A 26,189-nucleotide genomic window follows, 5' to 3' on the forward strand; every position below is an offset into this window, starting at 1 on the left:
ATATTAACAATTCATTATAACCAATATTTGAATCTATCTCGATAGCTGTTACATAATTACATTTTTGAACCAGTTCTAGTGTGAAATGGCCTTTTCCTGAACCAATTTCAAAAACATTATCATTTCTATTTAATTCTAAATTACTCATAATTTTATTTATATGTCGTTTCGAGGTAATAAAGTTTTGACTAAATTTTATCTCTTTTTTGTTCATTATAACCCACTCCAATGTGGTTATAATGAATTTTCTATATTAACAATTCATTATAACCAATTATTTTTCATTTGGTTGATAATGAACTGTATTTATTACAAAAATGCTAAAAATACCCAAGTGCTAATTCTCCTTCCGTTTTAAGTGTTAAAACTTAGACGAAAATGGAGAAGTCAATTACAAATAATGAACAATTACCCATTTAAATTCCTCCTTGTTAAACCTAAAGTTATTTTAACACATAAATTGTGAATTAAACAGTGAATATTGTTCTGCAAAAGGGTAAAGATTGTGGAACAATTAAATAGATGTCTTAAGCTCAGATAGCAATCTGGGCTTTTTTGTCGTGCAAAACTTTATAAATTCATTTAGTTTTTTTATTTGCTAAGGGGGTGGTTATAATTAGAAAGCTAGAAATTTATAAACCAACAATCTTTAAAGCTGAACAATCTTACTACGATAAGGATGCTGCTGATATGGCAGTAAACTTTATAAGTTATTTAAAACATACAAAAGGTGAATGGTTTGGAAAAAACTTTGACTTGATAGATTGGCAGGAGCAGATTATTCGAGATGTATTTGGGACGATGAAGCCTAATGGCTATCGACAGTTTAATACTGCCTATATTGAGATAGCTAAGAAACAAGGAAAGTCAGAACTTGCCGCTGCGGTTGCCTTACTTTTAACATGTGGTGACTTTGAACATGGTGGAGAAGTATATGGATGTGCTGCGGATAGGCAACAAGCATCGATTGTATTTGACGTTGCAGTTGATATGGTGGAACAATCACCCGCACTTAAAGCACGATTTAAACCAGTCCTTTCACAAAAACGATTGATTTATAAACCTTTGGGGAGTTTCTATCAAGTGTTATCTGCGGAAGCTTATACAAAACATGGATTGAACGTCCATGGGGTAGTTTTTGATGAGTTACATGCACAACCGAACCGAAGGCTATACGATGTTATGACTCATGGTTCAGGGGACGCAAGGAAACAACCATTGTATTTCTTAATCACAACTGCAGGAAATGACCAACACTCGATTTGTTATGAAGTACATCAAAAAGCCAAAGATGTACTTGAGGGCAGAAAAGTAGATCCAACTTTTTATCCTGTCATATATGGTGCAGAGGAAGATGATGATTGGACGGATCCTGAAGTTTGGAAGAAGGCAAATCCATCACTAGGAATTACAGTAGATATTGAAAAGGTCGAACAAGCATGTGAAAGTGCCAAACAAAACCCAGCTGAGGAGAACTTGTTTAGGCAGTTACGATTGAATCAGTGGGTAAAACAATCTGTTAGATGGATGCCAATGGAAAAGTGGGACAGATGTGGTTTGCCAGTTGACCCTGAAAGTTTAATTGGTAGAGAGTGCTATGCGGGACTCGATTTATCATCGACAACAGATATAACCGCATTTGTCTTAATATTTCCACCAGAATATGAAGACGATAAATATGTGATTTTGCCTTACTTTTGGATGCCAGAAGAAAACATTAGACAACGTGTGGATAGGGACAGAGTACCTTATGATGTGTGGGAACAACAAGGGCATATGCAAACAACGGAAGGGAATGTTGTTCACTATGCTTATATTGAAAAGTTCATCGAAGAATTAGGAAAGAAATACAATATAAAGGAAATAGCATTTGACCGCTGGGGTGCTGTTCAGATGACGCAAAACCTCGAAGGATTAGGCTTTACGGTAGTTCCTTTTGGACAAGGTTTTAAAGATATGAGCCCATCATCAAAGGAATTAATGAAATTAACATTAGAAGAAAAACTTGCTCATGGTGGACACCCAGTTTTACGTTGGATGATGGATAACATTCATGTTCGAACGGATCCAGCTGGAAACATTAAACCTGACAAGGAAAAATCAACGGAAAAGATTGATGGTGCGGTGGCAACAATTATGGCACTCGACCGAGCGATAAGAAGAAGCGGAACAAGTGATTCCGTTTATGATGATAGAGGATTGATTGTGTTCTAACGTTGAGGAGGTGATGTTCATATGCGGTGGTTTACAAATTTATTTAAAGCAAGAGATAAACCACAAAACTATTCATTTGGGAGCAATTATAGTTTCTTCTTTGGAAATTCTAGTAGTGGAAAATCCGTTAATGAATTTACAGCAATGCAAATGACTGCAGTATATTCGTGTGTACGCATATTAGCTGAAGCGGTAGCTGGTTTACCACTGCACTTATATAAGTACACAGATACAGGTGGGAAGGAAAAAGCAATATCCCATACCTTATATTTTTTACTTCATGACGAACCAAATCCAGAGATGAGTTCATTTGTGTTTAGGGAAACATTAATGACTCATCTTTTATTATGGGGAAATGCGTATGCTCAGATCATTCGCAATGGAAAAGGGGAGGTTATTGCACTTTATCCACTTATGCCAAATAAAATGTCAGTCGAAAGAGATGCGAGAGGTAATCTGTATTATTTATACACAAAAACATTTGAGGAAATGAATGGGTCAGAGAAGACAACTGTTGCATTAAAAGCTGAAGACGTACTTCATATACCCGGACTTGGCTTTGATGGTTTAGTTGGATATTCACCAATTGCGATGGCTAAAAATGCAGTAGGTTTGGCAATGGCCACCGAAGAATATGGTGCAAAGTTTTTTGCTAATGGAGCGGCACCAGGTGGTGTCTTAGAACATCCAGGAACTATCAAGGACCCCCAAAGAGTAAAGGATAGTTGGAATAAAGCTTATCAAGGTTCAAGTAATGCCCATCGAGTTGCTGTATTAGAAGAAGGGATGAAGTATCAACAAATCGCAATTGCACCCGATCAAGCACAATTTCTAGAAACAAGAAAATTTCAGATTAACGAGATTGCTCGAATTTTCCGAGTGCCACCTCACATGGTAGGTGACTTGGAAAAGTCGAGCTTTTCTAATATAGAGCAACAATCGTTAGAATTCGTTAAATACACACTTGATCCATGGGTTATTCGATGGGAACAAGCAATTAGTCGTTCATTGTTTACTAAAAGTGAAAAGAAAGCGTACTTTGTGAAATTTAATGTGGATGGATTGCTTAGAGGTGATTATGCTTCACGAATGAGTGGCTATGCAACAGCGAGGCAAAATGGCTGGATGAGTGCTAATGACATTCGTGAACTTGAGAATTTAGACCGAATACCGGATGAACTTGGAGGAGATTTATATTTAATTAATGGGAATATGACAAAACTCCAAGACGCAGGTGTGTTTGCAAAGAAATATGAAAAGGAGGAAACCGAAGATGAAGAAGTTTTGGAACTGGACAAAGAATAATGAGACTGACAAACGAACCCTTCATTTATATGGGGCAATAGCAGAGGAGAGTTGGTTTGATGATGAAGTCACACCATCTGCCTTTAGGGATGAACTCGTGCAAGGCAAAGGTGATATCGAAGTTTGGATTAATTCTCCGGGGGGTGACTGTATTGCAGCTGCACAAATTTACAACATGTTAATGGAGTATCCAGGTGATGTCACTGTCAAAATTGACGGCATTGCCGCATCGGCAGCATCTGTGATTGCGATGGCAGGCACTGAAATTCAAATGTCACCAACGTCCCTAATGATGATTCATAATCCATTTACTGTTGCAATTGGTGATAGTGAAGAAATGAAAAAGACGGTGCATATGCTTGGTGAAGTAAAAGAAAGCATTATTAACGCTTATGAAATTAAAACAAGTTTATCAAGAAATAAACTATCGGAATTAATGGATGCTGAAACGTGGCTTAATGCACATAAAGCAATTGAACTAGGATTTGCGGATGCCATTATGTTCACAAATGGTAAAGATGAAAACCAACCTGAAAATAGTTTCGTTTTTAGTAGGCGAGCAGTTACAAATTCACTGTTAAACAAAATACAAAAACCACAAGTAAAACAATCAGTTGAGCCGCTTTATGAGCGGCTTAATTTATTGAAATATTAGGAGGAAATCAATATGAATAAAATTTTAGAATTACGAGAGAAGAGAGCAAAAGCATGGGAGGCAGCTAAGGCATTTTTAGATACAAAACGAGGAAGTGATGGTTTAGTATCAGCTGAAGATGCGCAGATGTACGATCGTATGGAAGAAGATATTATGAATCTAGGTAAAGAAATCCAACGATTAGAAAGGCAAGAAGCATTAGATGCAGAATTAAATCGTCCAATAAATACACCTATCATTGGAAATCCATCTGTTCCAGGAGTGGAAACAAAGAGTGGACGAGCTTCTGAAGGTTATACAAAGGCGTTCTGGAATGCGATGAGAAGTAAAAATCCAACACAAGAAATTATGGACTCACTATCAGTGGGAACAGATTCAGAAGGAGGATTTTTAGTTCCCGATGAATTTGAGCGTACACTTGTTCAAACGTTAGAAGAAGAAAATGTATTCCGTCAATTAGCAAAAGTAGTTAAGACATCGAGTGGTGACCGTAAGATTCCAGTTGTAACAACGAAAGGGTCTGCTGCATGGCTTGATGAGGGAGAAGAATTTGAAGAAAGTGACTCAGCATTTGGACAAACATCCATCGGAGCGTACAAGCTTGGTACAATGTTAAAGGTTTCAGATGAATTGTTAAATGATAGTGTGTTTAATTTAGAGAACTATATTTCAACTGAGTTTGCTCGAAGAATTGGTGCTAAAGAGGAAGAGGCATTTCTTGTAGGTAATGGCGAAGGAAAACCAACGGGAATCTTTAATGATACTGGCGGTGCTGAACTTGGAGTAACAGCAGCATCTACCACAGCTATTACTGCAGATGAGATTATTGATTTAGTGTTTTCTTTGAAGGCGCCTTATCGTAAAAATGCAGTATTCATTATGAATGATGCAACAGTAAAAGCAATTAGAAAATTAAAGGATGGCCAAGGACAATATTTATGGCAACCATCATTAACAGCGGGTACGCCAGATACTTTATTGAATCGTCCAATCTATACATCAGCTTATGCACCTACAATAGCGAGTGGAGTGAAGTCGATTGCTTTCGGTGATTTTGGTTACTACTGGATTGCGGATCGTCAAGGTCGTTCATTCAAACGATTAAACGAATTATTTGCAACGACAGGTCAAGTTGGTTTCTTAGCCAGTCAACGTGTCGATGGAAAGTTGATCTTGCCAGAAGCAATTAAAGTCTTACAACAAAAATAAATAAAGGAGTAGAATGCGATGGGGTATAACGCTAAGAATTATACGGAACAAGGCGGAGAAAAAACGGTTATTGGCGGGGAACTTGTTATTGAAGAAGGGGCGAAGGTCACTGGCCTTCCTTCTTCTTCAAATGAAAAAATGGCAAATCAATCTGATAGTACAGCAGAAACAATAGAAGACTTAGTTGCGGATTTTAATGCATTACTATCGAAATTAAAAACATCTGGTTATATGTCAGAAGAATAAAGGTGGCGAAAGTGATGACATTACTAGAAAAAGTAAAGGCTAATTTAATACTCCAACATGATAAAGATGATGCTTTAATAGAAATGTACATCACTGCCGCCATTTCTTATGCAGAGAGTTATCAACATATTAAAGAAGGCACATATTTAGATGAGAATATGCCCGCGACAACGGAACAAGCGGTTATCATGTTGGCATCACACTTTTACGAAAGTCGAGATGGCAGTACAGGTGGATTTTTCGCAGATAGCGCACTTGCTGGAGAGCAAGTTTGGAAAACAGTAAACTTATTACTACGGTTAGATAGAGATTGGAAGGTGTAGTGTATGAGTTTTGGTAAAATGCGTACATTTATCGATATCGTAACACGTGAAATTGTAAAAGATGAAGAGTCTTTCAGTGAAGAAACCGATAGAATCCTAGCATCTGTGACAGCTTATAAAGAAGAACGCTTCGGTAGTAAGACTTGGGCAAATAGGGCAGCCTTTTCTGAAGCGAATGCGTTATTTCGTTTTAGAAACATTCCCGATTTAACCATTAAACCGAAAATGTTTATTGTATGTGATGACGGACGGTATGAAGTAGTAAGTGTTGATAATGTAAAAAACAGAAATATGTATATCGAGGTTTTAGCAAAAAAGGTGGTGGCAGCAGATGGCTAAAGTTAATATTAAAATGCCAGAAGAATTCTTGATGAAGATATCTAGATTGGGAAGTAAGACAGATGAAATCGTTCCGAGGGTTCTAGAAGCAGGGGGAGAAGTGGTATTAGGTAAAATGAAGTCCAATTTAAGTTCGGTAATTGGAAAAGATACAAAACTGCCAAGTAGATCAACAGGTGAATTAGTATCTTCATTAGGAGTATCACCCGCCTTAGTTGACCGCAGGGGAAACCACAATGTTAAAGTAGGGTTTAATGAACCGCGTAAAGACGGGGTGAGCAATGCTAAATTAGGAAACATCATTGAATATGGGAAATCTGGACAACCTGCGAAGCCATTTTTAAAACCTGCAAGAAGAACATCAAGACAGCCATGTATGGATGCCATGATTAAAAAATTGGAAGAAGAAGTGGAAAGTATATGAGTGTACTAGCTGAAGTGACTCAAATTGCAGAACAATGTGGTATTCCAGTTGAAACGGGTATCTTTTCGGATACTGCTCCTGATTTATATATTGTCATTACACCAATTGTTGAGATGTTTGAATTACATGCGGACAATTTCCCGAAGTACGATGTTCAAGAAGTTAGAGTTTCATTGTTTTCAAAAAAGAATTATACATCAATAAAAAACACCTTAGTCCGTACTCTTTTGGGTGCGGACTTTGTTATTACGGATAGGCGATATATTGGTCACGAAGATGATACTGGATATCATCATTTAGCTATTGATGTAGCAAAATATTATGAATTTGAAATGGAGGAATGAAGTATGGCTACTATAGGTCTTGATCGGCTTTATTATGCAACAATAACAGAAGGAGAAAACGGTGATGAAACCTATGAAACTCCTACTCCTTTAGCAAAGGCGATTAGTGCTGAATTATCTGTTGAGTTAGCTGAAGCAACTTTATATGCAGATGACGGTGCGGCTGAAGTGATTAAAGAATTTCAAAGTGGAACATTATCGCTTGGTATTGATGATATCGGTGTGGCCGCAGCTAGTGATTTAACTGGGGCAACAATTGACGATAACCATGTACTGATATCCACAAGTGAGGATGGTGGAGATCCAGTTGCGATTGGTTTTAGGGCGAAAAAGGCAAATGGAAATTACCGATATTTTTGGTTGTACCGAGTGAAATTTGGTATTCCTGCAACAAACCTTGCGACAAAAGGGGATAGTATTACCTTCTCTACACCAACAATTGAAGGTACGGTTTTACGGAGAAACAAGCTTGATGGTCAAGGAAAACATCCATGGAAAGCGGAAGTTAGTGAAGGTGACGATGGTGTGAATCAAGAAATAATTACTGGTTGGTATAGTGAAGTGTATGAACCTGTTTTTGCTGCGGGGACTGAAGGATAAAAGGAGCGATCAATTATGACGAATGAAAGAAGTGCTAAGATTACGATTGGTGGTTTGGACTATGAATTAATCTTAACAACAAAAGCGACAAAAGAAATTGCTAAACGATATGGTGGTTTAGAAGATTTAGGTGAAAAGTTAATGAAGGCTGAGAACTTTGAAATGGCCTTAGATGAAATTGTCTGGCTCATCACCCTGCTCGCAAATCAAAGTATCCATATTCATAATCGATTAAATGAAGAAAAGAAGGAATTGTTAACAGAGGATGATGTGGAACTGTTAACATCACCTGTTGAAATGGCAACCTTTAAAGATGCTATTATGGAAGCAATGTTTAAAGGAACAAAACGACATATCGAATCGGAGGAAACCGATACAAAAAACGAAGTGGTCGAGTAAACGATGAAGAAATGTTTGCTCGACTTATTTATTATGGCGTGACACAGCTGAAAAGGACTGAAGAAGAAGTTTGGTTGATGCCTATCGGTCATTTACTTGATCAATGGGAGATCCACAAACAATTCACAGGTCTCACAAATCCTAAAAGAAATGTATCTATTGACGATGTTATCCCCACCGGAATATAAATTAAAAGAATACTGTGATATAATTCAGAATTAATAGGCTAACTGAAAAATAAGGTTTGTGAGGTGGGATACATTTGTTTGGTAAAGGGTTAAAGTATAGCAAAAGATGGTTTGAAAATGTCTCAGATGAGGAATTTTACAGTGAACGAGAACCAATACGTCAAGCATTTTGTCGTGGAGATGAAAGAGCAGAGAAGTTGTTGGATTTATTTAATAATGAAGAAATTCGTCGAATGAATGAAAAATATGAAAAGGAGAACCCTAACGCAAAACCAAGACATCGAGAGCATGGCTGGTACTTGTCTAATGATGACTAATCTTAATTTAATAAAGATGATATTGTTGAGAGATAAAGCATTTTTCTATAAAGTTTAAATTTAAAATTATATATAACAAGATGTTTAATGATTAAGGAGCAATCAATAGATTGTTCTTTTTTTATGTCTATTTTAGGAGGAGGTGGCAGTATGGCAGACAATTTTGGGCTTAAAATTGGTGTTGAAGGAGAACGTGAATTTAAGAAGTCGTTACGTGAGATAAATCAAAGCTTCAGAGTGTTAGGCTCAGAAATGAAATTAGTGACATCAGAATTCGATAGAAATGATAAATCTATTAAAGCAATAACCGCAAGAAATACAGTATTGAATAAAGAAATTGATACACAAAAGGAAAAAATATCAACGCTAGAAAAGGCCCTTGCCAATGCTGCTGAATCCTTTGGAGAAAATGATAGAAGAACACTGTCTTGGCAAACCCAGTTAAATAATGCGAATGCTGAATTAAATAATTTAGAACGTGAACTGAAGGACTCACAAGAAGAAGTAAAGAATCTTAATCGGGAAAAAGTAGAAAAACTAGTGAATGGTTTAAAAACAGCGGGTGAGATTGCGGGTAAAGTATTGGTAGCAGGTTTGAAAGCAGCGGCTGCGGCAATGGCTGCAATCGGAACAGGAGCAGTTGCATCAGGTAAGTTTATAAAGGACTCTTTAAATGTTTATGGCGAATATGAAGATGCCATGAAGCAAGTTCAGGCAACGATGGGACTAGCCGGTGAAGAAGGGGAAGAAGCCTTCAATAAATTATCTCAAGCAGCAAAAGATGCGGGAGCAAGTACACGTTTCTCAGCATCAGAATCAGCTGAGGCATTAAATTATCTTGCTTTAGCGGGATATGATACAGAACAGGCGATAGGAGCACTTCCAGGTGTGCTTACACTTGCTGCCGCGGGTGATATGGATTTAGCGAGAGCATCTGATTTAGTGACAGACTCGATGGCAGCTTTAGGCCTTGAAATTGCTGATATGGACATGTACATGGATAAAATGGCAAAGACATCACAAAAGTCCAACACAGATGTACAGCAATTAGGTGAAGGAATACTTGTTGCGGGAGCGACAATGAAAAATGCTGGGCAAGATTTAGATACTTTGAATGTGATGTTGGGAGTCCTAGCGAACCGCGGGATAAAAGGCGCAGAAGGCGGGACGAAGCTAAGAAACATCATTATGTCTTTAACTTCTCCCACATCGGCTGCTGCAAAAGAATTAGAAGGTCTGGGCATAAGCGTTACCGATTCATCTGGAAATATTCGTGATATGAACGATATATTTACAGATTTAAATAAAGAACTTGATGGATTGTCAGAAGCAGATAAAATGAACGCATTAAGTAATATTTTCAATAAACAAGACCTAGCGGGTGTGAATGCTTTATTATCTGGAACTGGCGATGAGATGAATAATCTATATAAGGAACTTGAAAATGCTGATGGTGCCGCACAGCAAATGTCAGACACGATGGAAAGTGGACTAGCGGGTTCTGTACGAAGTTTAAAATCAGCCTATGAAGGACTACAAATCGTTATCGGAGAACAGTTTGCAGAAATGGCCCAAGGGGCAGTTGGTGATGTGACAGAATTAGTTCGAGATATAACTGAAATATTAAATGATGGATTTCAAGAAGGTGATATTACCGCTATAGGCGAGAGAATATCATCTTTTTTAATTCAAGGAATTAATCGAATTACAGAGTATATCCCGGGTGCCATTGATATGATAGCCACAATGCTAACAGAGCTGGTGAATGTATTGGTAGAACTTTTGCCTACTTTACTGCCACCTTTATTAGAAGGTGCGATTGCTTTATTAACAGGAATTATTGAGGCGATTGTAGGGAATATCGAGCCGTTAGTTGAAATGGTCGTATATTTAGTAACAACTGTTGCGGAATTTATTATTGAAAATTTACCTATTTTAATTGAAGCGGCCATCCAAATTGTTATCGCATTAGCGAATGGGATAGCAGGTGCCTTGCCACAGCTAATTCCAGCGGTTATAGATGCAATCATTTTAATTGTAGATACGTTAATCAATAATTTAGGACAAATATTAAATGCGGCTCTTCGAATTATTATGGCTTTAGCTGAAGGTATTGTTGCAGCTTTACCTAGATTGATAGCTGCCTTACCACAAATAATAAATTCAATTATTAACTTTATTACCTCAAACTTACCGATGATTATCGATATGGGGATCCGTATCATTTTGCAATTAGTAGTAGGCATAATTAAAGCTATCCCTTCCCTGGTCGCTGCTTTACCACAAATTGTGATGGCATTAATTACGGGAATAGGAAAAGCAGCAATTGCAATTGTCGAAATCGGTCGAAATATTGTACGTGGTCTTTGGGATGGAATTGCCTCCATGGTTACTTGGATCAAAGATAAAATCAGTAATTTTGTAGGTGGAATTGTAAGTGGAGTAAAAGGTTTACTTGGTATTAAATCTCCATCAACTGTATTTGCTGGTATTGGTGATGATATGGCTCAAGGTTTAGGGGTTGGTTTTGATAAGGCAATGAGTCAAGTATCTGAAGATATTCAAGATGCAGTTCCGACAGACTTCGACATTCAATCAAACGTGAATGTTGGGGCAAATGGTATCGCAACGAGTCAAGATGGCTATGGTTCCTTAATTACAATCCAACAAATGATTGTCAGAAGTGAAGATGATATTAGAAAAGTTTCACAAGAATTATATAACTTAATTCAAACAGGGTCTCGAGCACAAGGAAGGTTCGTGCCAAGTTAGAAAGGAGTGGGATAATTGGGGTTTACATTTGATGGAGTTCATTCAAAAAACATGAAAATCACCGCAAGAATTGTTAGTTGGCAAGTTTCTCCCGCTCCAAGAAATGCATTTGAAGTTATACCTGGTCGAATGGGAATTGCCGATCTAGGTTCAGATACATCAGAAAAATATATCAAAGTGATTTGTAATATTTTTCCTCAGCATTCATTTACCGAAGTAATTCATCTATTGGATGATGTAGCTGAATGGTTAAACCCTAATTTAGGATTAAAACAATTAGTGCTAGACGATATTCCAAACAGATATTTTTTAGCACGTTTAGTAGAAGAAGTTGATTGTGAGCGAATTTTAAGAAGTGCAGGTTCATTTGAACTGACATTTGTATGTCCAGATCCTTATGGATATGCGATTACAGATGAGCAATTTACCATTAATTCTACTGGTAGCCATGTAGTTGATAGGGAGTTAGGCAATATAGAATCTTTCCCGATATATCGAATGAAAGGAAATATCAGTAGTTCAAGTTCAACATTTTTAACGGTTACCACAAATGGTGAAAGTTTAAAAGTTAATGGACCATTATCATCAAATGAAATATTAATCGTTGATAGTGGATTACTAACTGCAAAAATAACAGATACAAGTGGAAATACGGTTCGGAATGGTTTATCTGTTTTAGATGAGTTAAATTTTCCAGTTTTATATCCTGGTAGTAATGAAATAAAAGTAAATGGTACAGGAGCAGCATTTACGGAACTTCACATATTAAGTCAAAGTAGATGGAGGTGATTCTATTATGGCGATTAAATCGGTTGTAACAACTCAAACAGATTTTACTGGTGAGTTTCCGATTCATGATGAAACAGTTGCATTATGGCGTTTTAATGAATCACAACCAAATGAAAGTCAGCTGATAGATAGTGGCACAAATAATCATCATTTTACTATATCAAATTGGTCTGGAACATCTGCCAGTTTAGTGGCAGGGAAGTTTGGGCGATTTTTCAGACAGAATATTGTCAATCCAACAAGTGAAAAGACGTATCTCACCGCTACCAATGATGGTAGCTTTTTTACTGATTTAGGGGAGAAAATTGTTGTCGGTGGCTGGATAAATCCAACAACCTATTCAATCGGTCAAACATTTATTCCTATATTTAGTACAAGAAATGGACCAGGACAACCAATTTTCTATATATCTTTATATCAAGGTAGACTACGATTAATGCTTTATAACAACGCGGGGACATTAATTTATGATACATCCGAGACACCAAGTATTAGCTTTGTAAATAATGGTTGGTATTTTATCACAACAATCATAAATAGGACTGATAAAACAATTCAAAACTTTATCGGTGATAGGTCGAATGGGGCGACTTGGCAATCACTTGTAAGAAATTATACAGGTGTATTGAATGAAGAATGTACCGCTGACATTGTCATGGGTATGTTACAAGATACGTATTACTATGCTGGTGGTTTTGATGATTGGTTTTTTGAGAAAGATTCAAAGTTAACAATGGAAGATATACACTTACATTTTAAATCTTCTATTCAAGCAAATGGTGCAGATAGTGCATCCCAAGTAGATGCATTAACGGAACCTGGTGCTGTTATTTTAAAGCAAGAAGATAACAAGTATCCAAGTAGTGGTGTACTCTATACAGTGCCTAAAAAGTGTAGTTTAGGTGGCAACGGTAGAGTTTCAGTAACTAGTGAATATATTGTTGGAACAACTGCGATTAGTTTAGTAGAAACATCCACATCAGATGACCTAGAGGATTGGACTTCGTGGCAAACAATTGGACCAACAGGTGAATTAATTTCACCTAATAGAGCTTATATCCGCTATCGCATTACTTTAACGACAGAAGATGAAACGAAAACACCGAAACTAATAGAAGTTATATTGCATGATATACCAAAACCCGCCTATGAAAAGCTTGGATTTGCTAGGCCTGTCGTTTTGGATAGTAATGGGGCCTGGGATGCAGTTTTAGAAAATGCGTTTGATGTCATTGTTACAAGTGAAATTAATGGTGCTGACATCTTAGAGTTTAAGATTCCTTTTCATGATTTAAAAAGGGAAAGTATTGAAAACGAAAAACAAATTCAAATCGTAGACGATGTGTATCGCATACGAACGATAACGGATGAAAAAAGTCAAGAAGGTAATATCATCACTCACGTATATGCAGAAGCAGATTTTTATGACTTAGCTTTTAGTACGGACAAACAGCCTATTGAATTTAATGCAGATATTGCTGATGTCCCGATGAAATATGCGTTAGAAGGAACGGAGTGGTCTGTTGGAAATGTGAATGTAACTACAAAGCGGACGTGGGAATCAGAGGAGAAAAATGCATTATCTATATTACGAGAAGTGCAAAATATCCATGGTGGAGATTTAATTTTTGATAGTGCGAATCGTTTAGTTCATTTACTGACATTTGGCGGTAAAGATAGTGGTGCGTTATTTAGCTATAGAAAGAATATGAAAAGTATTCAAAGAACAGTGGATACAAGAAGTTTAGTGACAAGATTATACGCATACGGTAAAGATGGCATGACATTTTCATCTATCAATAATAACAAAGCATATGTAGAAGATTATAGTTTTACATCGGAAGTTCGAATTGCAACACTTGATGCCTCATCATTTAGCAATCCTTATCAAATGTTAGAGTTTGCAAATATGAGGTTAGGTCAATACGCAAAGCCAAGAGTGTCTTATGTTTTAACTGCTATGGACTTATCCGTACTAACAGGTTATGAACATGAAGAGTGGGATCTAGGAGATATTGTTACGGTAAACGATAAAGAATTAAAATTACAAGTAAAAACTCGTATTGTGCGTAGACAATATAATTTACAAGAACCATGGAAAACAGTGATTGAATTATCGACAAAATTAAAAGAATTAGGTGATTCATCAGCTCAGTGGGATAAAGCTGCGGACATGCTACACGATACTGATGTGCTTGATAGGCAGGAAATAAAAGACTTAGTACCGTTTAACCATTTAAGAAACTCCAGAGCAGATGATGGATTTACGTATTGGGTGAATTCTGGTTTTACAGTTGACCCTAACAATGGTGCAAGCGGAGATGCATCCTTTAAAGCAGAAGGTATTTTGGGAATGACGAAATCTATGTATCAAACTGTATATCCAGCAAATCGAAAGAATTATACTATATCCGCACAAATTGGTTCTGAAAATTTAGAGAAAGGACCAAATGGGCAAGTAGGGATTGAAGTGGAAATTGAATACGAAGATGGCTCGATTGAAAAGCGAATCATTGATCTATATTAGAGGTGTTGGCAATGGTGTTTTTAACTCAAACTGCACATGGAATAAATCCTAAAGGTTCAGAAAAAATTAGAAGAATCACAATCCGTTTATTTGTAAGAGATTGTACTGGAGCTGTATATTTTACGGATCTTCTATTACAAGGTGGCTCAATCGCTACTGGGTGGGTTGGGCATGTATCAGAAATAAAGTGGACACTTGATGGTTAGGTGATTTGAATGGCGATACAGTTTACTCGATTTAGTGAAACAATACGTGTGAAAGAAGATAAAAGAGTTGTGAATATAACTGTAAAATTGTTCGTTACAGACTGTACGGGGACGATTTATTATACAGATATACAACTTCAAGAAGGCGATAAGCTAACAGGATATGTCTTAAACACAGAAACTTCACTTGAAAAATATAGAGAAGAAAACGGGGGTGTCCCAGTTCGTTTTTATAATGGAGTGGTTAGAAGTAAAGAAACGGTTGTGATATTTAATCTAGGTACAACTGCAACTGGACTAGATTGTCATATTACACCACTACAGGCTATGAAAGCGGGAAGTATCAAACTTTCACAAGGGTATGGATCGCACCGTATGAAATTTAAAGCTGCCGCAAATTCGGATGATACATTTTCATTATTGGCTTCCACTAGACAAGTATTGCGAAATCAAAGTAAAACAGAGAAAGAAGGGTTCTATCAATATACTGCAGCGTCTGATAGTAAACATATTGTAGAACTTGAGAAAGGAAAAGCAGCACGAGTTTTATTTGAATTCCAGGAGATGCAAGAAGGGAGTGGTAAACAATGAGTCAATATCTAGAAGGCAAAAAGACAATGGTGTGGAGTTTCATGGGGAATGCCAGAATGTATGAAGCATTAAATAAATATGGTGATAGGCTTGATACGGTTGGTATATTTACATTTGAGGTAGATATTACAGGTACTATTAAAGAAACAGGGACAAGTATATCGAGCATGATGCCGTATATAAATAAATGGCCTCATATAAAGTGGCTGCTAACAATCATGAATCATGGAACGGCATCTATATTTACAGCAATCAGAAATAACACAAATGGTGCAAAGGATAAGTTTTTATCTGAAATCGTTCGAATCATGAATAAGTATCCATGGTGTGATGGTGTTGATATTGATTTGGAACGTGGTGGTGGTTATGAAAATAAAGATGCTGCGAACCTCCTGTTTAAAGATATCTATCAAACTGTCAAACAACATGACTCATCAAAACTAGTCAATATCTGCTTACCTGGAATGACAGGGGTTCAAGGTTCTGTTGGTGGAGAAAACTGGTGTGTTTATGAAGACTTAGATCCTTATTGTGATACGGCTGCGATTATGAGTTATGGGATGGCTTGGGCGGGTTCCGCTCCTGGTCCTGTTTCCCCGCGAGATTGGTTGGAAGGTATTTATAATTATGCAACAAGCGTCATGTCTCCAAAGAAGATATTCTTAGGTCTTCCAGGTTACGGTTGGAACTGGCGAATTGATGATACTCCTCAGAATTTAAATAGGGTTTATCGTGGTACGTCCAACACCTATTATGCTGCACAACTTTGGATGACAGGTGGTTATAACTTTACAAATGATGCACCACCGCAACCGATGATTCCTATCATTGCTTATTGGGATGATTACGATAAAGTCCCATGGGCATTGCCACATGTCTATGATTACATGGAAGGTCCAGATGCAGTTACGAGAACCAATCCATTAATTGCAGAAGATTATAACCGAAGAAGTTTTTTAACAGCGTATAGTAAACAACAAAAGACGGAGTTTGGAAATATATTTATTGATCGTCTAGGAAGTAACTATGATAGTCATGCGGGAATTGTATCTGATTCTTCTCAGATGGTTACTCTTGGGGAAAACGGTGAAACAACATACAATTTCACTTTGCAATTTAGTGGAACTTATGACATTGCAGTAAGGATTGGTTTTCCTTTTTGGGATAAAAATACGATTAAAATATCAATTGATAATGATGAAACAACCTTTAAGGAAAGTAGACTATGGTGGCCTTATTGGAGAACGACTTGCTGGTTAACATTAAAGAAGAATATATCCTTATCAGCAGGTACACATACCATTAAAGTTAAAGCAGGAATTCCTGGTGTTCAGTTTTATGGTTTTAGGGTCTGCTCTGACTTCAGGCAATCATCTAGCGCGGGTAAAGCGGAATTTTTACTTGCCCCGCGAAAATTTAAAGGGGTAAATGGTCAAATGGTAGAACCTGACCGGGCATTTAAATTAACGACCGAAGTATTGAGAAGAAAACCAGACTCAGCCCTTATTTGGTACGAAGACTTCAGGGATGAAAATCCGCTACCTAGCAATTATTGGACAACCCTAAGCGGTGAATGGGAAGTATGGAAAAAAGATGATTTTAACAATCCACGTCCTTATGCACAGCTTGATGGAAAAGGTGAATTGACATGGAGATATTCAGATTTTAAAGATATACACATTAGAGCAAGAATTGGATTCCCACAAAACGGAAGTGGGAGAGCAGGAGTTTTTTGTGGAGATTTGTTTTGCTGTTTAAATTATACTTCTCAACGTCTAGAGTTGTATAAAAGTAATTCATTACTGGGTAGTTATAATGTTCAAATTGAACGAACATCAAACGCTAATTTACGAACTGCTCCTAATCTGTACACGATTGAAATGCGAATTCGTAATAATTCTGTCAGGGTGTATTCCGGGGCAGCAAACACATTCAGATTTAAAGTGGATATAAATGATTTCAGTGGAGGCTATGCAGGAATTCGTTCAGATAACCGCATGATATCTGACTTACTCCGTTTAGGAGATGCATGGACATACGAACCATATGAAAGTGTAGATATAACTTTTCCAAATGGAAACACAGTAGAATTTGGAAGAATACCAAGAACAGGAGTTACCTGGGATAATGAGTTCCAAGTCTTTAAAGTAAATAATGATGTAGAAGAAATAAGCACAAGAAATGATGATATATCAATGGATTATGATTTCTTCCACTCACAAGAATTACCACTAATTGCGGGAAATGATTATACCGTCAAAATAAAACCAAAGGATATTAATCTTTGGATATCACGATTATTTCTAGGAGATGCCGATGGTTTTTCGATTCTTTATTATCAAGATGTCGATAGTCTGGTTTATTGGGCAAATGAAGCGGCTTACCGATGGAAATTACGAGGGATTGCCATTTGGTCATTAGGGCAGGAAGATATGCGAGTGTGGGAAGCATTACCCAAACAAATATGAATAATTCAAGGGTGTCTACAAAATGTGGACACCCTTTTTATATAGATGTTTTTAAAATTGAAGGGGGAAATATTCAATGAAGGACGTATGGAACTGGATACAAATCATCGTTACAGCACTAGGTGGATTTATTGGTTGGTTTTTAGGAGGGCTAGATGGCTTTTTGTATGCCTTGATCATATTGGTTGTTGCTGATTATATCACTGGAATTATGTGTGCAATTGTTGATAAGGAACTATCAAGTGAGATTGGTTACCGAGGGATATTTAAGAAGGTATTAATTTTTATACTGGTAGGTGTCGGGCATATGATTGACACACATTTAATAGGAGATGGCAGTGTTCTTAGAACAGCAGTCATCTTTTTTTATTGTTCAAATGAAGGAATTTCTATGCTAGAAAATGCTTCACGCTTGGGTTTACCAATACCTGAGAAGTTGAAAAATGCACTTGCTCAGTTACACAATAAAGGAGGAAATGAATCATGAATTTAAAGAAGTTGTATTTAACGAAGAATGAATGTTACAAAGCTGGAAGGAAAATCACACCGAAGGGAATTATGGTTCATAGCACAGGGGCAAACAATCCGAATTTAAAACGTTACGTTGGCCCAGATGATGGTTTGTTAGGAAAGAATCAATACAACAATCATTGGAATCAGCCACGACCAGATGGCAGACAAGTATGTGTTCATGCTTTTATCGGAAAGTTAAAAGATGGATCGATTGCCACTTACCAAACGTTACCCTGGAATCACCGCGGATGGCATGCGGGAGGTGATGCAAACAACACACATATTGGTTTTGAAATCTGTGAAGATAATTTAACAGATAGAACTTACTTTAATAAGGTTTATAAAGAAGCGGTTGAACTTGCTGCTTATCTTTGTAAACAATACAAGTTAACCGAGAAAAATATTATCGGTCATTATGAAGGCTATCAAAAGAAAATTGCGAGTAACCATGGGGATCCACGTCATTGGTTTTCAAAGCATGGTAAGTCAATGGATACGTTTCGGGCAGATGTGAAGAAGGAATTAGCGAAAGGTACGTCAACGTCTAAGCCATCAACTGGCGGTAAGAAATTATATCGTGTTCAGATTGGTGCGTATAGTGTTAAAAAGAATGCAGATAAGCAGTTAGAAAAAGCAAAGAAAGCAGGCTTTAAAGATGCATTTGTGAAGTATGAATAAATTAGCAACTCCTCTAATTAATTAAGTAATTAGAGGAGCGTTTATTTTATGATTTAGGGAAATGTTAGAGACCATTCGTCCCATATATGATTACTGAATCCTCGTTGTGAAATTTGACCTCTTAAATTTTCAGAAAATACTGCATTAAAATCCCAATGTTGTTGAATGCCTTGGCCACTTCCAGTTAAATTCATAGTATTAAAATACTTTGACAAACTTTGTGTATATTGATTATGCCAACCAAGTTTAAGGTATAAGGAAGAAATTAGTGTTCCTATAGGAGAAAAATAATCATTGTCATTATTTAAATATGAAAATTGATTATAAGATGTCATTGTTGTTTCTCTAAAGCCATAAATTTCTTCTGCATTATCAATTCCATTTAGAGGGCCCATATATGCCGTCTTGAAGGCTGTCCAACAAGCTAAATCAGCTACGCATAAAATATCAAGCATTTCTCTAGGGTGTTCGGTAATTTCTGTCCCAAACCTTTCTAAATTATTTTCAACATTTTGATTTGGATTGGATGTATCTGAATTCCATGAGTGAGAATGTGCTAACAGACCATATATGATTGGACGATTCAATTCTTGATAAGGAGTTGAATTAGAATTTGTTTTTTGTAATTTACTAAGAAACTTAGCAGTGTTAATTGCATCTTTAATATGTTCGGATCTAAGAGTAAGTTTACATTCAAAGGCAGCTAGAACTCCACCAGATAGGTATAACTTTTTATCAATTAATTTTCGTGGGTATTCTGGATTTAAAACTAAAACATCAATTTGTGGGCTAGCGTCTCCTTCTTCATTGATTATTCTTCCTTTTGTAACGACTTGTAAATTAGCAGGAAGCCAATCTCTGAGAAGCGTAGCCCAATTTTCTTCTCCTTGATCTCCAGCGGTTCCAGGATCCTCTTTAGTTCGCTTTTGTATTCGTATGTATTCGTCTTTCATTTCTCTCATTGTACTCTTAATAAAATCATATAAATCATTTCTCTTCAAAATTCATATGCTCCTTTCAAGATTTCTAAAATTCAATAAGGTGGGTTAGTAAACCTCATAGTCTGTTAGCGTCAAGTGTAAAATTAATTTAAGTTGATGTCAGTGGCAGTTGGATCGCTTATAGGGTTTAGTAGCATCAACATTTCTAATCCAGTCATATTTGGTAACATTTTAAGAAAATCATCAAAATGTTCCCTAGTAGCAAAAGAAAATGATGCCAACTCCTGTATGGGTTCAAACGAACCAGAATCTTTGTTAAGTAGTAGCTGATAGATCCGCATGATATGTACTGAATCTTGGAAATGGGATAGAACAGCGATTCCGACTTCGTTTGAATTAGTCGGAAAAAATGTATCCTCTATTTCCATATCATCTAACATTTCATTAGGGAAAATAACGCTTTTTGAAGTCTCCATAAAATCACCTCACTTTATTTAAAACTCATAAATTATTGCAATATTCCGTTTTTATGTATAGCTAATATTATATCATGTTTAAATCTATTGGTAATTTTATTTAATAAATAGGGGTTCGAATCCTCATTATTTTTCGCATATAGGTAGAAGACTATTTAGGAGGAGAACCATATGCGAATGACACAACTCTTATTTGAAAATCAAATACCAAACCACAAACCATCTAAGCCAACTAAAGACCAACTTCAAAATGAACTTCATTTCCACCTTGCTGAAAAAATGCTTGTGAAACTACGTGAAAAAGAACTTATTTCACAAGAAGAATTCAATCAAATAAGCAAATTAAATCGTCAAAAATTCAATCCTTTATTAGGTCCTTTAATGTGCGATAAACCTTGATATAACAGTGTTTTAACGCTAATGTATCACGTACCAGAAGGGAGGTCCTAGTGGATGAGAAGGATAACAACACTTGATGTGAGAACATCTTCAGAGACAAAACCGAAACAAAAGGTTGCTGCCTATATACGTGTATCAACATCAAATGAGGATCAACTTATTAGTTTAGAAGCACAAAGACGACACTACAAAACTTTGATTGAAAATAATGATGAATGGCAGCTCGTTGATATTTATAGTGATGAAGGTATCACAGGGACGAAAAAGGATAGACGACCTGAACTGCTTCGCTTAATATCTGACTGTGAAAAAGGAAAGATTGATTTCATTTTAACGAAATCAATTAGTCGGTTTGCGAGAAACACAATTGACTGCTTGGAGTTAGTCAGAAAATTGATGGATTTAGGTGTACACATTTATTTTGAAAAAGAAAACATCAATACAAATTTGATGGAAAGTGAACTTATGCTTTCAATCTTAAGTAGTCTAGCAGAAAATGAATCAGTGTCACTTTCCGAAAATAGTAAATGGTCGATTAGACAAAGATTTAAACGAGGGACTTACAAGTTATCGTACCCGCCATACGGTTACGATTATATCAATGAAATGGTGGTTGTAAATGAAGAACAAGCACCAGTAGTCAGGCGGATATTTAATAGTGTGCTTAAAGGAATGGGAACAGAACGAATTGCCATGCAGTTAAATGAAGAAGGAATTCCAACAAAGCGAAACGGCAATTGGACAGGGTCTACGATACGTGGAATTGTTAAGAACGAAAAATACACGGGAGATGTGCTGCTTCAAAAAACTTTTACAGATGAACATTTTAATCGAAAGGTTAATCAAGGTGAACTTGATCAATACCTAATTGAAAATCACCATGAAGCCATCATCACACATGCTGAATTTGAAGCGGCTAATCAAATGCTAGAATACCAAGCTAGTCAAAAGAATGTAGCTGCTGGAAGTCGGAAGTATTTAAACCGCTATCCTTTTTCAGGAAAGATTGAATGTGCAGAATGTGGCGATACATTTAAAAGAAGAATACACACTTCCACGCATAGTAAATATATTGCCTGGTGCTGTTCTACACATATTAAAAACAAAAATGAGTGTTCGATGCTATTTATAAGGGAAGAACGTATTCATCAGGCATTTATTACGATGATGAACAAACTTATATTTGCTCGTAAAGAAATACTGCATCCGCTATTTGAAACAGTGAAAAATGGCTTTAAACAAGATACAGAGGAGCAACTCGATCACATTGAACTACAGTTGACCGAAGGCTATGCAAAGAGTCAAATGTTGAAAAAGCTAATGGATGATAAGTTTTTAGAACAGAAATTGTATGAAGAACAACGGGCGAAGATGGACAAGCAAATTAATGAGTTGTTGGAGGATAAAGAACGGTTGCTACGACTTATTCGCAACGAAGAAGAACAAGTCTACGAACTGAAAAGACTGATGAGTTTCACCGATAAACAACAGGAAGTTGCATCATTTGAAGAGACGATATTTAACGAATATATTGAAAAGGTTTATATACACTCGTCAACAAAAATAGGTTTTTTATTAAAAAGTGGCTTGTTGCTAAAGGAAGAGGTGAATAGGTGATGGCACATACACCATTTGGCTATCAAATTGAAAACGGTAAAGTAGTCATAAATAAAGAAGAGCTGAAACAACTGCAGCATCTTTTTCAAGCGTATTTATCAGGATTGTCATTAGCAAATGCCGCTAAGGAAGCGGAAATAAAGCGAAATCATGGCGGTATTACCCGAATATTAACGGATGAAAGATACTTAGGAACGGATATTTTTCCTACCTTAATATCAAAAGAATTATTTGAAAAAGTGAAGATAGAAAGATATAAACGGGCAAAAAAATTAGGAAGACTAAATAAAAAACAAGAAGAAACCCCGTTTGAAATTCCCACATTCACTTTACCATCTATCGATATCAAACATGACAACCCATATAAACAAGCAGAATATGTTTACAGTTTAATAGAAAGTGTGGTGACTTAGATTATGGGAAATTCAAGAAATGTTACAGTTATTCCTGCAAGATCTAGAAGAACAAGGGAAGTAAGTGATAAGCAAAAGTTGAGAGTAGCTGCTTACTGTCGTGTTTCAACGGATAGTGAGGAGCAGGCTTCAAGTTATGAAATTCAGATTGAACATTATACAAACTATATTAAGAAAAACAAGGAATGGGAATTGGCAGGGATTTTTGCGGATGATGGTATCACAGGTACAAATACCAAAAAGCGTGAAGAGTTCAACCGCATGATTGAGGAATGTATGGCAGGAAAAATAGACATGATCATTACAAAATCCATCAGCCGATTTGCCAGAAACACGTTAGACTGCCTTAAATACATCCGTCAGTTAAAAGATAAAAACATCGCTGTATTCTTTGAAAAAGAAAATATCAACACCATGGATTCCAAGGGTGAAATTATGCTGACTATTATGGCTTCCCTTGCCCAACAGGAAAGCCAATCCTTAAGTCAGAACGTTAAGCTGGGCATTCAGTATCGATATCAACAAGGTGAAGTCCAGGTCAACCATAAGCGTTTCCTTGGATACACCAAGGATGAAAACAAGCAACTAGTCATCGACCCCGAGGGTGCAGAGGTTGTTAAACGGATTTATAGAGAGTACCTTGAAGGAGCTAGTCTTTTACAAATATCAAGAGGACTAGAAGCAGACGGTATTCTTACAGCGGCAGGCAAAGCCAAATGGAGACCAGAAACACTAAAAAAGATATTGCAGAATGAAAAGTACATCGGTGATGCCCTTCTACAAAAGACATATACGGTTGATTTCCTTTCTAAAAAGCGGGTCAAGAATAACGGCATCGTTCCCCAGTATTATGTAGAAAACAGCCATGAGCCGATTATTCCAAGGGAGCTTTTTATGCAAGTTCAAGAAGAGATGGTTCGAAGAGCAAATCTTCGTGGCCGCAAAGGCGGTAAAAAGCGAGTCTATAGCAGCAAGTATGCTTTATCGAGTATTGTTTACTGCGGACACTGCGGCGATATTTACCGACGGGTACATTGGAATAACAGAGGCTACAAGTCTATTGTTTGGAGATGTGTTAGCCGATTGGAGGAAAAAGGGTCTGAATGCACTGCTCCTACCATAAACGAGGAAACATTGCAGACAGCAGTGGTCAAGGCTATTAACGAGCTTTTGGCTAACAAAGAACCCTTCCTCTCAACCTTGCAGAAAAACATAGCTACTGTATTTAATGAAGAAAATGATAATGCCACCGATGATATTGAAGGCAAATTGGAAGAATTACAACAACAGCTTCTTATACAAGCAAAGTCCAAGAATGACTATGAAGATGTGGCTGATGAAATTTACCGCCTTCGAGAATTGAAGCAAAATGCACTTGCAGAGAATGCAGAGCGTGAAGGAAAAAGGCAACGAATCGCTGAAATGACTGATTTCTTAAATGAACAATCCTGCGAGTTGGAGGAATATGATGAGCAATTAGTAAGGCGGCTTATTGAAAAAGTTACGGTATTTGATGATAAGCTCACTGTTGAATTTAAATCAGGTGTTGAAATAGATATTGAGATATAGGATATCAGAAATGGCGACCAATTGAGAGGTGTTACTTCCTTGATTGGTGGCTTTTCTTATTTACGGATTGACTTTGACTGTGAATATACGTATAATAATATCAACAATGTTGTTGATATTATTATTAATAAGGAGTGGACAACATGATTGATGTAAATGAGCTATTGGAAGAAGCTATTAGAGAAACTGAAAATCTAAATGATGGCGAAGTTTTTCTTGTTAAAGATTTATTCAAGGGATATGTGTGGAATAGGATACCCAGAAAGGATCGACTTCTGCTTGGAACGTTATTTTTAAACCATGTTAGCAAAATGAATGGTAATTTAAAGGCTATTGAAAAGACTTCATCTAATCAGCAGAGGTATAAAAAGACAATTGATAAGTTTTAACTATCTTTTGTGAAATTAAAAAAATTATAAATATGTTGAGTAGAAGCAAAAGATTTGGCTTGGAATTTTTACAGCAGTGAATCGATAAAAGGAGCATGCTTGATGGTAGATAATATTATTAAATCAGTAGCAGAGAAATTATCCTCTCTGTCTTATATAGAAGGTATTGTTTTAGGTGGTTCACGTGCAAGGGGCACCCATACAGAGGATTCGGATATAGATATCGGCATCTATTACAATTCAGAATCATTTGACATAAATACTATTAATCAATTCGCTACAAAGCTGGATGATGAGCATAGAAATAACCTTGTTGTACCTCCCGGAGCATGGGGTGATTGGATTAATGGCGGCGGATGGTTAGTCATAAACGGGTATCATGTGGATTTAATTTTACGTGATATTAAACGTGTGGAACAAATAATGAAAGATACAGAGCACGGAATTGTTACTGCCAATTATCAGACTGGGCATCCCCATGGTTATATTAGTGCAATGTATCGAGGAGAATTAGCGATTAGCAAAATACTATATGCTAAGAATGAAAGCTTATGCGAATTAAAAAAACAGGCAGAAACTTATCCCAATGCTTTGCAGAAAAGTTTAGTTAACTTTTTTATGTTTGAAGCAGGGTTCTCTTTAATGTTTGTAAAAGCAAATTCGGGAACAGACGATAAATATTATATTGCGGGTCATGTTTTTCGTATAGTTTCATGTTTAAATCAAGTGTTATTTGCATGTAATAATGCTTATTGTATCAACGAAAAGAAAGCTATAAAACTGCTTGAAACTTTTGAACATAAACCTGAAAAATATACCGAGAAGGTAAATCATATTTTTGAAGTACTCGGTATCTCACTTTTTGAATGCTACGACATGACCGAGAAGCTTTATAATGAAGTGAATGAAATTGTATCGGAGATAAATAACTTTTTAAACGAGGAGAGTTCAGATGAAAGAAAACAAATATGATGATAATATATTTTTTCAAAAATACAGTCAAATGAGTCGCTCGCAGAAAGGACTGGCTGGGGCGGGAGAATGGGAGACTTTGAAAAAGATGCTACCTGATTTTAAGGGTAAGCGTGTGCTTGATTTAGGATGCGGCTATGGATGGCACTGTATATATGCGATGGAAAACGGTGCTTCCTCTGTAGTAGGTGTTGATATTTCTCATAAAATGCTCGAAGTAGCAAAAGGAAAAACCCATTTTCCACAGATTGAATATGAATGCTGTGCCATAGAAGATGTGGATTTCCCAGAGGAGAGCTTTGATGT

The 26,189-nt window shown here is 36.6% G+C and carries 30 protein-coding genes and 1 pseudogene; 27 read left to right on the forward strand and 4 right to left on the reverse strand.

From position 1 onward, the window contains the following. Positions 1 to 22 precede the first annotated feature (22 nt). Both B5D12_RS07410 and ermCL read right to left on the reverse strand, forming a co-directional pair. Positions 23 to 214 (reverse strand): annotated as a pseudogene (locus B5D12_RS07410) (rRNA adenine N-6-methyltransferase family protein); the annotation flags it as partial. A 60-nt stretch (positions 215 to 274) separates the two neighbouring features. After that, positions 275 to 334: a 23S rRNA methylase leader peptide ErmCL gene (gene ermCL / locus B5D12_RS10090; protein WP_123317386.1), complete on the reverse strand. Its 60-nt coding sequence runs from the start codon at positions 332 to 334 to the stop codon at positions 275 to 277. A 281-nt stretch (positions 335 to 615) separates the two neighbouring features. Between ermCL and B5D12_RS07420 the strand changes: the two genes are divergently transcribed. The 20 genes from B5D12_RS07420 to B5D12_RS07515 all read left to right on the forward strand — a co-directional run bounded on the left by B5D12_RS07420 (position 616) and on the right by B5D12_RS07515 (position 19,107). Beyond that, entirely contained in the window at positions 616 to 2,214 is a 1,599-nt protein-coding gene (locus tag B5D12_RS07420) for a terminase large subunit (protein ID WP_078756245.1), read from the forward strand. Positions 2,215 to 2,235: 21 nt separating this feature from the next. Then, positions 2,236 to 3,519, forward strand: a complete 1,284-nt coding sequence (locus B5D12_RS07425; protein ID WP_078756222.1) for a phage portal protein — start codon at positions 2,236 to 2,238, stop codon at positions 3,517 to 3,519. Next, positions 3,488 to 4,174, forward strand: a complete 687-nt coding sequence (locus B5D12_RS07430) for a head maturation protease, ClpP-related (RefSeq protein ID WP_078756223.1) — start codon at positions 3,488 to 3,490, stop codon at positions 4,172 to 4,174. The genes B5D12_RS07425 and B5D12_RS07430 overlap by 32 nt, the downstream gene beginning before the upstream one ends. A 12-nt stretch (positions 4,175 to 4,186) precedes the next feature. Further along, positions 4,187 to 5,383: a phage major capsid protein gene (locus B5D12_RS07435; RefSeq protein WP_078756224.1), complete on the forward strand. Its 1,197-nt coding sequence runs from the start codon at positions 4,187 to 4,189 to the stop codon at positions 5,381 to 5,383. Between the two features lie 18 nt (positions 5,384 to 5,401). Next, the gene (locus tag B5D12_RS07440) at positions 5,402 to 5,629 is read left to right on the forward strand and encodes a hypothetical protein (protein ID WP_061114370.1); all 228 of its coding nucleotides are present in this window, start codon (positions 5,402 to 5,404) and stop codon (positions 5,627 to 5,629) included. Positions 5,630 to 5,643: 14 nt separating this feature from the next. After that, positions 5,644 to 5,952, forward strand: a complete 309-nt coding sequence (locus B5D12_RS07445; protein ID WP_061114369.1) for a head-tail connector protein — start codon at positions 5,644 to 5,646, stop codon at positions 5,950 to 5,952. A 3-nt stretch (positions 5,953 to 5,955) separates the two neighbouring features. After that, entirely contained in the window at positions 5,956 to 6,291 is a 336-nt protein-coding gene (locus B5D12_RS07450; RefSeq protein ID WP_078756225.1) for a head-tail adaptor protein, read from the forward strand. Further along, a complete protein-coding gene (locus B5D12_RS07455; RefSeq protein ID WP_078756226.1) occupies positions 6,284 to 6,715 on the forward strand; it encodes an HK97 gp10 family phage protein in 432 nt (143 codons plus the stop codon). Before B5D12_RS07450 ends, B5D12_RS07455 begins: the two co-directional genes overlap by 8 nt. Further along, on the forward strand, positions 6,712 to 7,059 hold the full coding sequence (locus B5D12_RS07460; protein ID WP_078756227.1) for a hypothetical protein: 348 nt from the start codon (positions 6,712 to 6,714) through the stop codon (positions 7,057 to 7,059). The genes B5D12_RS07455 and B5D12_RS07460 overlap by 4 nt, the downstream gene beginning before the upstream one ends. A 3-nt stretch (positions 7,060 to 7,062) precedes the next feature. Beyond that, positions 7,063 to 7,659 (forward strand): major tail protein, encoded by a 597-nt coding sequence (locus B5D12_RS07465; protein WP_078756228.1) that lies wholly within the window; start codon positions 7,063 to 7,065, stop codon positions 7,657 to 7,659. A gap of 15 nt (positions 7,660 to 7,674) precedes the next feature. Then, a complete protein-coding gene (locus B5D12_RS07470) occupies positions 7,675 to 8,058 on the forward strand; it encodes a hypothetical protein (RefSeq protein WP_078756229.1) in 384 nt (127 codons plus the stop codon). Positions 8,059 to 8,320: 262 nt separating this feature from the next. Continuing rightward, a complete protein-coding gene (locus tag B5D12_RS07475) occupies positions 8,321 to 8,563 on the forward strand; it encodes a hypothetical protein (RefSeq protein ID WP_078756230.1) in 243 nt (80 codons plus the stop codon). A 150-nt stretch (positions 8,564 to 8,713) separates the two neighbouring features. Next, positions 8,714 to 11,335 carry a phage tail tape measure protein gene (locus B5D12_RS07480; protein WP_159443895.1) on the forward strand — a complete coding sequence of 874 codons (2,622 nt, stop codon included), beginning with the start codon at positions 8,714 to 8,716 and terminating at the stop codon, positions 11,333 to 11,335. A 15-nt stretch (positions 11,336 to 11,350) separates the two neighbouring features. Then, the gene (locus tag B5D12_RS07485) at positions 11,351 to 12,124 is read left to right on the forward strand and encodes a distal tail protein Dit (protein ID WP_078756232.1); all 774 of its coding nucleotides are present in this window, start codon (positions 11,351 to 11,353) and stop codon (positions 12,122 to 12,124) included. 7 nt (positions 12,125 to 12,131) lie between these two features. Next, the gene (locus tag B5D12_RS07490) at positions 12,132 to 14,651 is read left to right on the forward strand and encodes a phage tail spike protein (RefSeq protein WP_078756233.1); all 2,520 of its coding nucleotides are present in this window, start codon (positions 12,132 to 12,134) and stop codon (positions 14,649 to 14,651) included. 11 nt (positions 14,652 to 14,662) lie between these two features. Further along, a complete protein-coding gene (locus B5D12_RS07495) occupies positions 14,663 to 14,857 on the forward strand; it encodes a hypothetical protein (RefSeq protein ID WP_078756234.1) in 195 nt (64 codons plus the stop codon). Between the two features lie 9 nt (positions 14,858 to 14,866). After that, the gene (locus tag B5D12_RS07500) at positions 14,867 to 15,448 is read left to right on the forward strand and encodes a hypothetical protein (protein WP_200803011.1); all 582 of its coding nucleotides are present in this window, start codon (positions 14,867 to 14,869) and stop codon (positions 15,446 to 15,448) included. Continuing rightward, a complete protein-coding gene (locus tag B5D12_RS07505; RefSeq protein ID WP_078756235.1) occupies positions 15,445 to 17,916 on the forward strand; it encodes a glycosyl hydrolase family 18 protein in 2,472 nt (823 codons plus the stop codon). Before B5D12_RS07500 ends, B5D12_RS07505 begins: the two co-directional genes overlap by 4 nt. A gap of 76 nt (positions 17,917 to 17,992) precedes the next feature. Then, on the forward strand, positions 17,993 to 18,403 hold the full coding sequence (locus tag B5D12_RS07510) for a phage holin family protein (protein ID WP_078756236.1): 411 nt from the start codon (positions 17,993 to 17,995) through the stop codon (positions 18,401 to 18,403). Further along, positions 18,400 to 19,107 carry an N-acetylmuramoyl-L-alanine amidase gene (locus tag B5D12_RS07515; protein ID WP_078756237.1) on the forward strand — a complete coding sequence of 236 codons (708 nt, stop codon included), beginning with the start codon at positions 18,400 to 18,402 and terminating at the stop codon, positions 19,105 to 19,107. Before B5D12_RS07510 ends, B5D12_RS07515 begins: the two co-directional genes overlap by 4 nt. 53 nt (positions 19,108 to 19,160) lie before the next feature. Here the strand turns inward: B5D12_RS07515 and B5D12_RS07520 are convergent, their stop codons facing one another. Beyond that, complete coding sequence (locus B5D12_RS07520; protein ID WP_078756238.1) at positions 19,161 to 20,108, reverse strand: DUF6602 domain-containing protein; 948 nt, start codon at positions 20,106 to 20,108, stop codon at positions 19,161 to 19,163. 83 nt (positions 20,109 to 20,191) lie between these two features. After that, entirely contained in the window at positions 20,192 to 20,524 is a 333-nt protein-coding gene (locus B5D12_RS07525; protein WP_078756239.1) for a hypothetical protein, read from the reverse strand. Positions 20,525 to 20,695: 171 nt separating this feature from the next. On the opposite strand from B5D12_RS07525, the gene B5D12_RS07530 reads away from it, so the two are divergent. From B5D12_RS07530 to B5D12_RS07560, 7 genes are all read left to right on the forward strand, one after another. Next, positions 20,696 to 20,923 carry an SHOCT domain-containing protein gene (locus B5D12_RS07530; RefSeq protein WP_078756240.1) on the forward strand — a complete coding sequence of 76 codons (228 nt, stop codon included), beginning with the start codon at positions 20,696 to 20,698 and terminating at the stop codon, positions 20,921 to 20,923. 54 nt (positions 20,924 to 20,977) lie between these two features. Then, positions 20,978 to 22,540 (forward strand): recombinase family protein, encoded by a 1,563-nt coding sequence (locus B5D12_RS07535; protein ID WP_078756241.1) that lies wholly within the window; start codon positions 20,978 to 20,980, stop codon positions 22,538 to 22,540. Then, positions 22,540 to 22,953, forward strand: coding sequence for a serine integrase family protein (locus B5D12_RS07540; protein WP_078756242.1), 414 nt, complete (start codon positions 22,540 to 22,542; stop codon positions 22,951 to 22,953). The genes B5D12_RS07535 and B5D12_RS07540 overlap by 1 nt, the downstream gene beginning before the upstream one ends. 3 nt (positions 22,954 to 22,956) lie before the next feature. Then, on the forward strand, positions 22,957 to 24,522 hold the full coding sequence (locus tag B5D12_RS07545; RefSeq protein WP_078756243.1) for a recombinase family protein: 1,566 nt from the start codon (positions 22,957 to 22,959) through the stop codon (positions 24,520 to 24,522). A gap of 143 nt (positions 24,523 to 24,665) precedes the next feature. Further along, entirely contained in the window at positions 24,666 to 24,911 is a 246-nt protein-coding gene (locus tag B5D12_RS07550) for a single-stranded DNA-binding protein (RefSeq protein WP_000567889.1), read from the forward strand. 102 nt (positions 24,912 to 25,013) lie between these two features. Continuing rightward, a complete protein-coding gene (locus B5D12_RS07555) occupies positions 25,014 to 25,883 on the forward strand; it encodes a nucleotidyltransferase domain-containing protein (RefSeq protein WP_000228166.1) in 870 nt (289 codons plus the stop codon). Continuing rightward, on the forward strand, positions 25,864 to 26,189 hold a 326-nt coding region (locus B5D12_RS07560), incomplete at its 3' end, for a class I SAM-dependent methyltransferase (protein WP_143412066.1). The genes B5D12_RS07555 and B5D12_RS07560, both read left to right, overlap by 20 nt.

This window comes from Globicatella sulfidifaciens DSM 15739 (genome assembly GCF_900167405.1).
GTDB classification, from domain to species: Bacteria; Bacillota; Bacilli; order Lactobacillales; family Aerococcaceae; genus Globicatella; species Globicatella sulfidifaciens.